Here is a 13,956-nt window from a genome sequence, read left to right as displayed (position 1 = left end):
ACCTAGACGCCAAAGGAGTAGAGGATGAAAAACTTTGGAATTATCCTAGGATCAACGGCTTTCGCGATCGCCTCAATGGCATTTCAAAATTCAGAACCTCTGCCGGCCTCCGCCGCAGGCCAGAGCAACACAAAATCAGCCAATCATTCCACCGTGGCAGCGAAGCCTTCCAAGAGCGCGGCGAAAGAGGCTTATACTATCGTTTTCCCTCAGACAGGCGCTCGTTTCATTACTCCACGATCGAGCCGTGTCGTCACAGCATCTTGGCCTATGGGTGCCTGCGGCGTAAGAGATTCTCAAACTAAAATTGTTAGCACGTTCACAATGGGGAGAATCCCGGAGCGCCTTGTCTACACCGCCAACCTGCAGTGCGGGAACGCCAAGTATGGATATCGACACATTCAGGCTGAGCATGCTGAGGACTGGAAAGCTGTCGCATACCCCTCGGGAGACCCGAATCACTGGCACTTCATTAACTGGTTCATCACCGAGACAGGCAAGAAGGCCCTATCAGTCCAAGAAGATAAGGCTCGAAATGTCTACAACTACCGCGGCTGGATCCAAATCAAGGACTCACGAGGGCGCGTAATCAAGAATTATTGCCCTAAACTGGCGATTTCACGGGACTCGGGCCACCGAATCATCACGACCTACCCAATGAACTGCTCCAGTCTATCCCTCCCCCACAAGTAGGCCCATCCGCCTAGTTCACGACGATTTAAATTCACTTAAGAATCGAGAGCACGACGTTCTCATTCCTGCTGATGTTGGACATTTCTTCACGGCCCTACGTCAGGCTCAGGAACGGGTCCCTGAGCCTGACGTAGGGCCGTTCACAGCGCGCTGCGGATAGACCCGTTTACCGGCTCTTCCCAATCATCGGTGGAAGGCGGGTCTGAAACCGCCGGTGTCGAGTATTGCCCTTCGGATGTAGTTGGTCAGGTTACGGAACCCGAGAGCGGTCCCGCGGAGGTGCTCGAGCCGTCCGTTGATCGCTTCGGTAGGGCCGTTGCTGGTGCCGGGATGATCGAAGAACGCCAGGACGTCGCTGCGGCGCTTGTTGAGCGTCCTGCCAAGTCTTGCCAACTCGGGCAGAGCCTTGGGGACCCCGTGGGCCAGCGACTCGATGATGCGGGCGAGCGAGGCCTTCCCGGCTGTGGCGTCCTTGCTCCGGTAAGCCGAGACCAGCTGCTGATAGACGCTCCATGTCACCTCGACGCCGACGTGATCATCGCAGGCGAACAGGTCCTCGAGTCGCTCGATCTGTCGTGGTCGGAGCAGATCCAAGCCGGTATGGAGTAGCCGCCGGGCCTGATAGAGCGCATCATGGTTGCGGCCGCGATGCCCATGGACTTCCTGCTGGACCCGCTGTCGGGTCGCGTCCAAAGCGTCTGCGGCGAGCTTGACGACATGGAAAGGGTCCATGACCGTGACCGCATCAGGGATCGCCTCAGCGGCCGCGGTCTTGAACCCAGTAAAGCCGTCCATCGCCACGATCTCGACTCCTTGACGGAAGTCTTGGGACTGCTGATCGAGCCAAGTCCTGAACACTGCCTTGGAGCGCCCGGGAATCATCGCGAGCAGCCGGGACGAACCGCTGCCATCGCGGACCGGTGTGAGGTCGATGATGACCGTGACGTACTTGTCGCCCAGCCGAGTGTGGCGCCAGACATGCTCATCAACACCCAGGACTTCGATCCCGTTCAGACGGCCAGGATGCTCAATGAGCAACTGCTGCCCGGCGTCGAGGATCGCGGTGTTCGCGGTGTCCCAAGCGACCCCGAGCGCCGCCGCTATCCGCGAGATAGAGAGCCGATCCACCACCAGTGCTTCCAGCCCCCAGCAGACCGCGGCACGAGTCATCTTGGCTCGCGGCCCAGCAGCCAACTCCAGGTCGTGACGCCAACAGCAACCACACCCGCGACAGCGATACCTGGGCAGGCGAACCAGCAGCATCGTGGGGCGCCAACCCAACGGAATATGCGCCAACCAACGGTCCACGACCCCATGCCGAACACCCCGACATCCGCAGCGATGGCACCAACTGTCGTCGCTAATCGGGACACACTCAATCACAGCACGACCAGCCTCGAGACGGAGCCCGATCGCCTCCAAGCCGAGGTCGGCCAAGCCGAGGAAGGTAGTCAGATCCGGACGACAGAAGGTAGCGTTGAACACATCGAGGCTCTCGGTATGGACGGGGTAGGAACCTCCATCATCGAGGGCCTCGACCCCTGCCTACAACCTCACCACCCACCGTTCACTGGGATGAGCCCGTTTACCACAGAGCTCAACAGACAGGTAGATGGAAGGCGAGCGCCGGCTCACTACCGCCTGGAATTACGTGCTCGAATCGCCCTAGGGACACCCATCCCAGGCGCTGATAGGTCGCGATAGCGGCTTGATCCTTTTGCATGACATCGAGCGCGGCCCTCCGGCCCGCTTCGTGCGCTGCAGCAACACCCGAGGCCATGAGGTGGTCAGCTAGGTGCTGCCCTCGAGCTGCGGGATCCACGAACAGTCGACCCAGTACTGCGATTTCTTCCATCAAGAGGCCGTCGCGATGTGCAAGCAATTTGGCCGCTTCATCACCCTCGCTCGGTTCTGCCACCATAACATGTCCGACGATCTCGCTGGCCACCTCAGCCACCCAGGCCCCGAGCATACGGTCAGAGCGAAGCCAAGCCTCCGGATCAGCAACGCCCTCAACCGGATAGCCATCCTGCGCATGGACGCGCACCAGCACGTCAGCTAGAGCCGGGATATCCGCATCGACGCGGGACCGGATCAGAACGGACATGTCATTCCTCCACGGGCATGGTGTAGTCGAGGCCAGTAACATCCGCGCGCATCGTAAACGTGGTGACTTCGAAGGGCTGCCGATCTTGGTCGATGCTCGTATGCACCACGTCGATCACGGGCACTCCATCGGGAATCATGAGCTGCTCCACTTCGCTCGGGGTGGCCATGCGTGCCGAGATCTCCTCGCGGATGGTCACGACTTCATGGCCCTTCTCGGCGAACCGCGCATACAGGCTGCCCGGGCCTAGGTTCGCGGAGTGGAGCAGCGGCGTGCCCTGGGCAATCGGAAGAGGAATGTACGTCACGCCGATCTGGACGGCTTCATCGTCGGCGAAGTAGTGATTCTCCCGGCGGACGACGTGAGTCCCCTCGACCAGACCGAGGCGCTGTACCACAAAGCCCGGTGCCGGCACCTGCTCAATGCTGGTGCAGTTGACACTGGGCACGCGCCCTTGGGCTTCTACTTCAGCCCGGAAGGGCGACAGCCCCGTTCGCTCGCGGAGCTTGTGCGAGTAGCGAGAGGAGCCAAAGCGCATCAGCTTAGGTTTGACCCGTACGAAGGCGCCCCTGCCGTGCTCCACAGTGACGAGCCCCTCATCAGCCAAGAGCCGCACGGCTTCACGGGCTGTGTTGCGTGCAACGTCGTGCGTCTCGACCAGCTTTCGCTCAGACGGGAGCTTGTCTCCAGGTGCGAGCTCACCGGTCTCTATGGCAGTGCGCAGCTGCGCCGCAAGTCGCCGACTGGCTGGCTCGGTCTTACCTGTGCTCGTTGCCATGGTGACGAGTCTACGGAAACTGGCTCACGCCAGCCCTCGGAACGAGGCAACTATCTCAACGAGCTCGTATCAGTCCGGGAGCTTGCGCTACCACGGCATCTGATCACACAGCCAGCCACGGCCAACGTGACGTACCCCACCTGCTCGCGGCTCGGTAACCTGCCTCAGGGAACCGACCCTTGCCCGGTTCCCCCCTGAGCAACTGTGCCATCTCAGGTTTCAGTCTCTACCGTCAGGCTTTCTCGTCGCTCTGGCGGTCCTCGCAGTTCCGCTCGTCGAGCATCGTTTCGCCTTCGTGCCCTATTCGCTGCACAGAGCGCTCCACAAGAACCTCAGCCTCTGACCACAGTCTGCGAATGTGTTGAGCTACTGCGTCTGCCGCTTTATCCGGCAAGGGGGTCAGGACCGTGAAGGTCTTGCTGTTCGCGACACCGCTGAAGGAAGAACCTAGCGTCCAGACCCGACCGTCTTCTGCTACAACGAGCCGATCGTGCAGGGCTGCACTGGTTCTCACCTCACAGGGACACTCGGCCAGCCCCTCGAGGAACGCTTTGATACCGGTACGCATCTTCTTGGTCCGATCATGATTGCCGATCAAAATCTGCGCTATGCCCGTGCTCTGAATGAGTTTGAACAACTGGTCCACGTCCAAATATGGGTCAACCAAGAGGGCAGCGTCGCCCAAGTCACTGATCTGCGAGACCAAGCGCGCATACGCCAGTGGGTCTTCCGGCTTCAGTACGACCACACGATCGGCTGCTTCCTCGCCGACATCCGCCGAGCGCATGAGGGCCAGTCCCAACGACGTCAGCGTCAAGCCCCCTCGAACCCGCCGCGCCCAACGCATATGGACAAGATGGTCAGCGATACTCTCGCTGATCCCAAAGATGCCGGTCAGCCCTTCCACCGGCGTCCGTGCCATCGAAGCCAGGACTCCCCCGGTCCGCCTGGGTGTGGGGTTAGTCAGCCAGAGCTCCAGCTCTTCAGGGGTTGGAGTCGCCCCGCCTTGGTTCGCGGCGGCGATGAAGGCCAAGGCCCGGTGCTGTCGCTCCGTCAGGACATCCATGTTCCCAGTCTCTCAGACCGCCCGGGGGCCCAGCTCCAAATCAATCCCCCCACTGGCCATTAGCATCCCTTGACTCAACTGGCTCAAACCAGTACATCTAGAGGAGACAGTCATGACAGTGCAGCGCAAGATTCTGGTGGCCATGGAGGCCGTCTTCCCCGCCGGGGCGTTCCTGGTGGGTCCGGTGGAGCCGGTGTGGAACTTCGACAAGGCGGTTCAGCGTCCCGATGGGTCCAGGCCGCAGCAGCTCGACAAGGAGACCGGTCTGCCGATCTGGCAGGCGCCGGTGTTGGACATGGACCCGGACGCCGGCAACCGGGACAAGACGGTGGTGGTGAAGCTGGTGTGCGCCCACCAGCCGGTGCCGCCGGCCAACAAGACCAACCTGCCGATCACCCCGGTGGTCTCCGAGGGCCTGTCGATCACCCCGTGGGTCGACGACAACGGCCAGCGCCCGCGGCTCATGTACTCCATCCGCGCCACTGGCTTCGCCGACGAGGCCCCGACCGCTGAGCGCAAGGCGGCCTGATCATGACCGTGGCAACGCTGCCCAGCCCGGACCGTCGGCGTCTTGGCGTCGTGGCCGTGGCTGGGGCTGTGTGGCGCCCTGTGCGGGTGACGGGGGTGTTCGTGTGGCGGCTGCTGCGCGGGATGTGGCATGGCCGCTGGTGGTTCGCCACCTGCTACATGGCCTGGTTCCTGGTGGCCATCGTCTGCGGGATCGACTCCTACACCACTCATGTCGGGTTGTGGGTTGCTGCCGCGGCCTGGCTGGTGCCGTTGGTGGGTGGTGCGTGGTGGTCCCTGGCGAACCCGTTCACCTTCGACAAGTACATCGCGGGACCGTGGCGTCGGTGGGGTTGGCGTAGGTGGGCCCGCAAGAACTGGGACGAGGTCGCCCGCGAGTGTGGCCTGTCGTCGCAGCGCACCGTCACCAAGGACGTGCGCCGCACCATCAAGGTGGGTGACCACCTTGAGACGATCAAGGAGCCCCGCCAGGTCACCGTGTGGACCGCCCCGTACCTGCCCAAGATCGAGACTCGCGGCGACACCCTCGTACTCCGCGTCCGTCCCCGCATCGGGCAGGTGTTCGAGGACATCGAAGCCGCCCTCGAAGCCCTCCGCCTCGCCGCCGGCGCCAGCAGCGCCCGCACCCAGCCCGTCAACGACGTACACATCGAGGTGCAGCTCATGATGCGCAACGCGCTGGCCTCCGGCCGGGAGGCCACCCTCACCACCCGCGACAGCCTCGACACGGTGGGTGTGGTGCCCGCCGGCCGGACCCTGTCGGGAGACACCTGGTTCCTGCAGGTGATCGGACGCCAGACCCTCGTCGTCGGCGCGTCGGGGGCGGGCAAGGGCTCCCCGGTCTGGTCGGTGTGCGGCTACCTCGCCCCGGCCATCCCCACCGGGGAGGTGCAGCTGTGGGGCATCGACCTCAAGCACGGCCTCGAACTGGGCATGGGCAAGGACCTGTTCTGCTGCATGGCCACCACCCCCGCTCAGGCCCTGGCCGTGTTGCAGGAGCTGCTCGCGGTGATCGCGGTGCGGGGTGCTGCCATGTTCGGCACCTCACGGCTGCACGAGCCCCGGCCGGGGGATCCGCTGCACGTGCTGATCATCGACGAGCTCGCCGTGCTCACCTCGTACGGGCCGCCGGAGATCGTGAAGGAGGCCTCCCGGCTGCTGTCGGAGATCCTCACCCAGGGCCGCGCCCTCGGCGTCGTGGTCGTGGCCGCGGTGCAGGACCCCCGCAAGGAAACCGTCGGCATGCGTGGACAGTTCACCCAGTTCCTCGCACTGCGCCTCAACAGTGCCTCGGAGACCCGCATGGTCCTCGGTGAGGACGCCGCCACCCTCGCCCCCGCCCACCGGATCCTGCTCTCGCAGCAGGGCACCGGCTGGATCAAGGACGAGACCGGCACCTACGACAAGGTTCGCGCCGACTACTGGCCCGACAAGACCATTCGGGACCTCGCCCACCGTTACCCGTCCCCGGTCCACGTCGTGCTGCCGACTGCGCAGCAGGCCGCCGAGACCGCCCTGCCCGCCGCCACCTCCCCGGTGAGCGACATCGTCCAGGAGGTCACCACCGAGCCGCGTGTCCGTAAGCCCCGGGCTCCGCGCAAGCCCCGCCAGCCCCGCACCACCGGCCAGAACGAGACCACTCTGGTGATGCCCGCCCCGGTCGACGTCGACGACCACCTCGACCTGCAGGAGGGCGACGCAGCATGACCGCCCACGCGGGGGCCCACTTCGACGGATTCGGAGAGGCCGCCCCTCTCGACGTCGACCTGAGCCCCCGCGGGCAGGCCAACCTTCTGGCCCGCATCAAGGACGGCACCTTCGACCAGTTCGCCCAGGCCGCCGCGCATGTCGGCTACTGCACGCACCCCATCCGGTTGACCGGCTCCACCACCCGCATCGACACCACCACCGGCGAGATCCTGTCCGTCTTCCGCTCCACCGACCAGCCCCTCGGCGTCCTCTTCCAGCGCTGCGGCAACCGCCGCGAATCCGTCTGCCCGTCGTGTTCCCGCCTCTACGCCCGAGACACCTTCGAAATGGTCCGCTGCGGCGTCACCGGCGGCAAGAACGTCCCCGACAGCGTCGCCGACAATCCCCTGGTCTTCCTCACCCTCACCGCACCCTCCTTCGGCCCCGTCCACGGCACCCGCAGCGGCAGGCCCTGCCACCCCCGCCGCGAAGGCCAGCTCTGCCCCCACGGCCGACCGATGTGGTGCAACACCCGGCATACCGAAGACGACTCGCTGCTCGGGCAGCCGATCTGTTCCGACTGCTACCGCTACGACCACCACCTCATCTGGCAGTGGTGGGCCCCCGAACTGTGGCGACGCTTCACCATCACCCTCCGACGACACCTCGCCGCACTAGTGGGCGTTGCCCCGTCGAAGCTCAACGACGTGTGCTCCGTGCAGTTCGCGAAGGTCGCCGAGATGCAGACCCGCGGCGCCATCCACTTCCACGCACTCATCCGCCTCGACGGCCCCGCCGCCCAGGGCATCGGAGCACCCGCACCCACCGGCCTCACCGCCGAACTCCTGGCCGACGCCGCCCGCACCGCTGCCGCGGCCGTCTCCTACGTCGCCCCCGCCCCGCACCCGTCCATCAAGCCAGTGCTGCTCGTCTTCGGCACCCAGATCGACGCCAAGCCCGTCCGCACCAGCCACCGGCCCGATGACCCCGACCGCGAGCTGCAACCCGCCCAGGTGGCCGGCTACCTCGCGAAGTACGCCGCCAAGGACGCCACCGCCGCGAAGCACGGCACCACCAACCCACACCTCGACCACCTCGCCGCGCTGTGCCGCACCTGGTGCGGCCATGCCCGCGCCCGCGACAACCGCCGTCGCGCTGGTGACGACGTGTCCGGTCCTGTCGGCAAGGACGGCCTCGACGTCTACACGCACCTGGGCAAGTGGTCCCACGAGTTGGGCTTCCGTGGCCACTTCTCCACCAAGAGCCGCCGCTACTCCATCACCCTCGGCGCACTCCGCAGGGCCCGTGCCCGCTTCCAGAAGCTCATGGCCGACCAGCACAACGGCCGCCACATCGACTGGGACAGCGTCGACCTGCTCACCGACCAGGACGACGACACCACCCTGATCCTGCGCGACTGGGCCTACGACGGCACCGGGTGGGACACCACCACCGACGAAGCACTCGCCCTCGCAGCCGCCGCCCGCGCCCGCGAGTACGACCAGTGGAAGGCCGCACGCAAGAACACCCACCCCCACCCCAAGGAGAACTGAACCCATGAGCAAGACCGACACCCTGCCCGGCCTGGACACCACGCCCCGGCTCGAGACCGCCTTCGACTACCTGACCAGCGACGAGCTGGCCGTCTGGCTGCGCGTCTCCCCGTCCACCCTGTGCCGGTGGCGCAAGACCGGTCAGGGGCCGCGCTGCACCTGGCTGTCGTCCACCTGCCCCCGCTACCTGCGCGCCGATGTGGAGGCCTGGTTGAGGCGGGCTGCTGCGTGAGCATCGAGAAGACCCCCAACGGGCGCTTCCGCGCCCACCTCAAGAGCGGACGTGTGAAGGTCGCCACCCGCACCTTCGACACCCGTCGCGAGGCGGTCGCCTGGCTCACCCGTGAACGTGCCGCCCTGGACGGGGGCATTGATCTTCGCGCCGGCAAGGAGCGGGTGCGTGACCTGCTCCCCCGCTGGCTCGAGATCCGTCGCACGACCGTCGCGGCGAAGACCTGGCAGACCGACCGCGAGCTGCTGCGTCTGGTGCCCACCAGCATGATGGCGTTGCAGGTGTCGTCCGTCAGGGGGCGCGAGGTCGCTCGCTCCTTCGAGGCCCTGCTGTCCCGTGGGCTCGGGCACACCTCCGTGGTGCGCTACCGCGCCAGTCTGTCGGTCTTCTTCGCCTGGTGGGTGCGGGAGAAGCTGATCGCCACCAACCCGGTCACCGCAGTCCGAGTGCCGAAGAGTTCTGTCCCGCCCGTCGAGCTGCACCCCTTCACCGAGGACGAGCTCGAAGCCGTCCACGACGCCTGGGCGCTGCGCGACCCTAGGCTGGCCGACGTGATGCTCGTCCTCGGCTGGACCGGCCTTCGCTGGGCCGAGGCCCGTGAGCTGCGGGTCGGTGACTTCGTGGAGGTGCCGTCCCCGGCACTGCTGGTGCGCCGCTCGGCCCCCGAGGGCGTCGGCGTGAAGGCCACCAAGAGCGGCCGTTCTCGTCGCGTGCCGGTGGCCAACCGGGTGCTGCCGATCATCAAGCGGTTCACCCTGGGCAAGGGCCCCGACGACCTGCTGCTCACCACCTACATGGGCGCCCAGCTGCACCGCAATGCCGTCGTGCGCACCCTCGACTGGAAGCACACCGCCCAGGGCCGTCGCATCCACGACCTGCGCCACACCGCCGCCTGCCTCTGGTTGGCCCGTGGCGTCGACCCGGGGACCGTGCAGGCATGGATGGGCCACGAGTCGATCGCCACCACGAACCGCTACCTGCACCACCTGGGCACCGCCGCCGACATTGCCGGTCTGGCAAGGCTCAATGCCAGCCTCGATGAAGGGTTGGGGACCGCCGGGGGCCCGCGAGAGGTGGCGCAATGAGCCAGAAATCGAAAGAACCCCGCATGACCGGAACTGTTCTTCCTAGTCAGCGAGGTTTCTTGCTGGTGGAGCATAGGGGATTCGAACCCCTGACCTTCTCATTGCGAACGAGACGCGCTACCAACTGCGCCAATGCCCCAACAACGCGGTTACGCTACCACATCCGGGCAACCCGCGCCACGGGCGCGACTCAGTCGACAAGGACCTCGTCAGCTCCGGACTCTTCCTGCTCCTTGGCGACGTCATCAAGGGCTGTGCGCATGTCCTTGACCATCGTCTCGATGTTTGACGGACCCTTCTGCGGTCCACCTGCAACACGACCGTCCACGCCCAGCAACCATGCCGTCGGGTATCCGTGAACCTCGAAGACCAAGTTGGCGGACCCGCCCTCGTCGACCAAGGACAGCGGGCGCAGCGACTCCGGAAGTGCCTCGCGAGCAGACTCGCCCATCACCAGGCATCGCACGTCAACCTCGGGCAACAGCGTCATCCATCGTGGAACTTTCGCCATCAGTGTCTCACACGGGCTGCAACCGGGAGACACGAAGAGCAGCAAGGCCGGACGCTGTCCCACCAGGCCGCGCAGGGTCGTGGTGCGTCCCTCGGCATCCGTCACCGATGCCAGCGGGATCGGCACAGACTCGTAGTCGGCAATCTCCTCGTCGTCATCCTCCTCGGCCACCTCGTCGACCGGGCGGTAGAGCACCGTCGCGAGGACAGCGGCGGTCAGCACGGCGGCAAGCCACCACCACAGATCACCGGCCGAAGCCTTGATGATCCTCTCGACGGCCGGACGACGGTCGTCAATGGCCGCGATGAGGGCCAACACCGACGCAGCGACGAGCAAGACGTTGCGGACGATGGTTCGAGCTCCGATGTCACCGGGGGCAAGATCACCGAAACAATGGCAGTCCACCGGATCCGGGATCGTCACGACTGCCCGAATGATGATGCCGAGGTAGAGGCAGAACAGCGCGACAGCGCAGGAGGCGACGACGATTCCGAACACCCCACCGACGATGAGCAGCAGGGCCCCCAGCACGATCTCTGCCCAGGGCAGCATGGACAGCACCCCCGACGGCAGTTGCGAACCGGGGAGGCCGAGTGCGTCGAGGGCATCACTGACTGTGTCGTGAGACTGAACCTTGCTGCCCCCCGAGACGAGGAGGACAACCGCGGCAAGCACCGTGCACAGCGTCAGACCGGAAAACACGGGTGCCATTGTGCCACCTCATCTGGCGACTGTCGGAACCGTGCTCAGGCCGACGCAATTCGGACAATCCCCGATGGCCCCTCATGGACCTCCGAGACAGACTGCTCGTCGTCGGAGGCCTCGACCGGCTTCTCTGCGACGACGGGGGTGTCAACCTGGCCAGGAACCGGGCCAGGAGCGGAGAGGTCGATGGTGCGAACGGTCCGGGCGCTCAACGGCGTCGAGACATAGGTGGGAGCGGTGACGACGACGTCATCCCACAGCGAGCCCTCCGGGGCTGTCACCGGGCGGTCGAGGTCGATGGTCCAGGAAGTGGGCTCGTCGTCGGTGCGAAAGGGCTCCGTCTTCACCTCCAAGACAATGGTGTCCTCGTCCCATCCCCTGTCGATGAGGGCGTAACGACGATCAAAACGCTTCGTCATCTCCACCACGGACCACCGCGCCAGGGCGAAAAACCCGACCAGCAGAAGGCCGAAGACCGCCACCAGCCACCACGGAGTGACGTCGGCGATGGCAAGCACCATGAAGAGTACCGTCAAGCTCAACAGCACCAGCATCGTCGCCATCCGACGCTTGGCAGCCACCGCCCAGGACCGCCTCAAGTCACGACGAGCGTACGACCTGGTGTACGGGGTGGACAGCTCCACCTCGGGGCCGTCATCGGTCTTGTCAGGGGTAACTGTGCAAAAGCCTCGGGACACCACGTTCATGGTGTCCGGGAAGTCTTCATGCCTGTCATCAGACACCTCTTGGGAACGTCGACGATTGACGACCATGGGGACGAGATAAGCGATCCATCCCACGAGGACGATGGCGATGAGAACAGCTTGGACGGCTTGCACGATTGACACGCTACGGTCTCTCTCCGGCGTGTCGCGTGGACCACACGCGGAGTGTCGGAAAACGAATCACAACGATGTGGTTCAGTCCTCGTCCTCACCCACCGGCGACCCCGGCAAAAGGTGGTTGGCGAGGTAGTGGCACAGGACGCCATCGGGGTAGTCGTCGGCCAGCAGACGAAACACCCGGTGATCGCGCCATTCACCGTCAATGTGCAGGTAAGCAGGCCTCATACCCTCCTCTGCCATGCCGAGTTTCTCCACCACACGCGAGCTCTTGACGTTCTCAGGACGCACGCAGATCTCGACCCGGTGCAACCCCATCACTTGGAAGACGTAGTCGCACGCCAGAGCCACTGCTGTCGGCGCAACCCCCTTGCCCGCATGGGCGGACGCCACCCAATAGCCCATCGAGCATGACATCGCCGATCCCAAGGAGATCGACGACACCGTCAGCTGACCGATGAGTGGAGTCGTGGCACGGTTGGTGGTCCGATGATCGGGCCATCCATCGTCCCAACCGATGGCCCACGGCAGACTGCTGCCTTCCTTGGCACGCTTGCGATTCCTGGAGACCATCGCGAGATATCCACCTGCGCGCTCGTGGGACCCCGGTGGTTTCGTCGCCTCCCAAGGGGCGAGCCATTCCCAGTCGAGTTCGCGCGTGGCCGTCCATCTCACCTCATCGGCTCGCCGAAGCGGACGCAAAACCACCCCACCAGCCTGCAGGGTCACCGGCCAATGGTGGTGACGTGGCAGCGTCACCCCCCACGGCAGACGAGATGAGGCCATGGCGTCACCTCAACCGCCAGCACACCAGCGGCATACCGGTCGGAACCGGCTCATCGCCCGCCCCGACGACGGCGATCGCGTCGGCCATCGACAGGTCGATGGTGTGGGTGACATCACCCATTCCCGCTCGCAAGAGGACCGGGCGGCCTCCGACTCGAGCCAGACGCACCGGGACGAAGGTGGTGGAGTCCGGGTGACGGGCAATCGGCCGATCCGTCTCGGCCCTGAGCACATCGGCCGGCGGCAGGCCTGACAGCTTGCGCAGCAGAGGCTGCACGAACACCATGAACGAGATAAGAGCTGGTCCAGGGCCTGCCGGCAGGACGACCAGGGGGACCAGGCTCGGGTCGATGAGGGCGAATCCCTGATTGGCCCCCGGCTCCATCGCCACCCTGGCGAAGTCAGTACCTCCCATACGTGGCAGTACCGAGGAGACGGGGTCCTGCTGACCGACAACCATGTGATCGCTGGTGGTGAGGACGAGATCCGCACCACGTCCGGCATTGGCGAGCAACCACGCCAACTCGTTGTCGCTCGAGGTGTCGGTGGAGATGACGGTGACGTCGACGTCAAGGGCTCGGGTGGCGGACTCGATGGCTGCAGCGGTGGCATCGAGAGAGGCAACCTCTTCGACGCCATTGGCCCGAGCTCGCCTCTCGATCTCCTCGCGCTGATCCTCATCAGGTCGCACCGCGACGATGACGACCTTGGGCCGCGGCCGTACGAACACCTCGTCGATACCGGCCGAGGCCAGCATCGAGATGATCCCCGGATGCAAGATCGTCCCATTGCGGACCAGAACCTCACCTGTTCCGTAGTCCGAACCCGCGAGGCGAGCCCCAGCCCACCTCTTGACCGGAGAGAACAGCACGATGTCACCGTCGGCGTCGAGCAAGTCCAGGGGGAGGACGCAGTCGGTGCCCTCCGGCAACAGCGACCCGGCCATGACGCGCACAGCAGTGCCCGGGGTCACCGGGGTGGGAGGACGACGATCGATCTGGATCTCCACGGCACCAGAACGACCTGCCATTCTGGTGGACGCAGAATCGAGGGCATACCCGTCGATGACGGCAGTCGTCACCACCGGGACGTCATGAGGTGCGTGGATGTCCTCACACACCGCCAGCCCCACGGCCCGCGGCAAGTCCATGGCGACTGGTGGAACGGCCTGCACGAGGCTGCACAGGTAGTCGCGATGATCGACGACTGACCGACGCCCGGACATGTCCGTCTCGGGCGCTCCCGGCAAACCGAGGGGCTCCATCTCGGACTCCGGGGCATCGACCTGCTTCTTCCTGTGGAACAACGCCATGGCATCACCCTAGAGGTCATTACGCTGTCTGCCCGACAGCGACTCGGCCAGGGCGTACCATGAGGGGGT

13 protein-coding genes and 1 tRNA gene are annotated in these 13,956 nt (G+C 65.1%); 5 read left to right on the top strand and 9 right to left on the bottom strand.

Annotated elements, in window-relative coordinates:
• Window positions 1-876 precede the first annotated feature (876 nt).
• The 4 genes from ACP8LP_RS02605 to ACP8LP_RS02590 form a co-directional block, all read right to left on the bottom strand.
• Complete coding sequence (locus ACP8LP_RS02605) at window positions 877-2,178, bottom strand: ISL3 family transposase (protein ID WP_221268287.1); 1,302 nt, start codon at window positions 2,176-2,178, stop codon at window positions 877-879.
• A gap of 112 nt (window positions 2,179-2,290) precedes the next feature.
• On the bottom strand, window positions 2,291-2,800 hold the full coding sequence (locus tag ACP8LP_RS02600) for a GNAT family N-acetyltransferase (RefSeq protein WP_016667081.1): 510 nt from the start codon (window positions 2,798-2,800) through the stop codon (window positions 2,291-2,293).
• Between the two features lies 1 nt (window position 2,801).
• The gene (locus ACP8LP_RS02595) at window positions 2,802-3,578 is read right to left on the bottom strand and encodes a GntR family transcriptional regulator (protein ID WP_016667080.1); all 777 of its coding nucleotides are present in this window, start codon (window positions 3,576-3,578) and stop codon (window positions 2,802-2,804) included.
• A 232-nt stretch (window positions 3,579-3,810) separates the two neighbouring features.
• Window positions 3,811-4,644: a hypothetical protein gene (locus ACP8LP_RS02590; RefSeq protein ID WP_016667079.1), complete on the bottom strand. Its 834-nt coding sequence runs from the start codon at window positions 4,642-4,644 to the stop codon at window positions 3,811-3,813.
• A gap of 112 nt (window positions 4,645-4,756) precedes the next feature.
• Between ACP8LP_RS02590 and ACP8LP_RS02585 the strand changes: the two genes are divergently transcribed.
• Genes ACP8LP_RS02585 through ACP8LP_RS02565 form a run of 5 tightly spaced genes read left to right on the top strand, consistent with a single transcriptional unit; the run spans window position 4,757 to window position 9,731 of the window.
• Window positions 4,757-5,173, top strand: coding sequence for a plasmid replication, integration and excision activator (locus tag ACP8LP_RS02585; protein WP_484483263.1), 417 nt, complete (start codon window positions 4,757-4,759; stop codon window positions 5,171-5,173).
• Window positions 5,174-5,175: 2 nt separating this feature from the next.
• A complete protein-coding gene (locus ACP8LP_RS02580) occupies window positions 5,176-6,879 on the top strand; it encodes an FtsK/SpoIIIE domain-containing protein (RefSeq protein ID WP_016667077.1) in 1,704 nt (567 codons plus the stop codon).
• A complete protein-coding gene (locus tag ACP8LP_RS02575; protein WP_016667076.1) occupies window positions 6,876-8,414 on the top strand; it encodes a replication initiator in 1,539 nt (512 codons plus the stop codon). Before ACP8LP_RS02580 ends, ACP8LP_RS02575 begins: the two co-directional genes overlap by 4 nt.
• A 4-nt stretch (window positions 8,415-8,418) precedes the next feature.
• Window positions 8,419-8,646: a helix-turn-helix transcriptional regulator gene (locus ACP8LP_RS02570; protein ID WP_016667075.1), complete on the top strand. Its 228-nt coding sequence runs from the start codon at window positions 8,419-8,421 to the stop codon at window positions 8,644-8,646.
• Window positions 8,643-9,731, top strand: coding sequence for a tyrosine-type recombinase/integrase (locus tag ACP8LP_RS02565; RefSeq protein WP_016667074.1), 1,089 nt, complete (start codon window positions 8,643-8,645; stop codon window positions 9,729-9,731). The genes ACP8LP_RS02570 and ACP8LP_RS02565 overlap by 4 nt, the downstream gene beginning before the upstream one ends.
• 63 nt (window positions 9,732-9,794) lie before the next feature.
• Here ACP8LP_RS02565 and ACP8LP_RS02560 read toward each other — a convergent pair.
• From ACP8LP_RS02560 to ACP8LP_RS02540, 5 genes are all read right to left on the bottom strand, one after another.
• Window positions 9,795-9,870 (bottom strand) — tRNA-Ala (locus ACP8LP_RS02560).
• A gap of 51 nt (window positions 9,871-9,921) precedes the next feature.
• Window positions 9,922-10,953, bottom strand: coding sequence for a TlpA family protein disulfide reductase (locus ACP8LP_RS02555; protein ID WP_334355034.1), 1,032 nt, complete (start codon window positions 10,951-10,953; stop codon window positions 9,922-9,924).
• A gap of 35 nt (window positions 10,954-10,988) precedes the next feature.
• Window positions 10,989-11,786, bottom strand: coding sequence for a hypothetical protein (locus tag ACP8LP_RS02550; RefSeq protein WP_187117025.1), 798 nt, complete (start codon window positions 11,784-11,786; stop codon window positions 10,989-10,991).
• A gap of 81 nt (window positions 11,787-11,867) precedes the next feature.
• Window positions 11,868-12,512, bottom strand: coding sequence for a GNAT family N-acetyltransferase (locus tag ACP8LP_RS02545; RefSeq protein ID WP_187117063.1), 645 nt, complete (start codon window positions 12,510-12,512; stop codon window positions 11,868-11,870).
• A 67-nt stretch (window positions 12,513-12,579) separates the two neighbouring features.
• On the bottom strand, window positions 12,580-13,887 hold the full coding sequence (locus ACP8LP_RS02540; protein WP_016667070.1) for a molybdopterin molybdotransferase MoeA: 1,308 nt from the start codon (window positions 13,885-13,887) through the stop codon (window positions 12,580-12,582).
• Window positions 13,888-13,956: the final 69 nt, after the last annotated feature.

It is taken from the genome of Cutibacterium sp. LaCa_89 (genome assembly GCF_058177555.1).
Note: the sequence above shows the minus strand (reverse complement) of the source record. Positions and strands in the feature narration are given on the sequence as shown.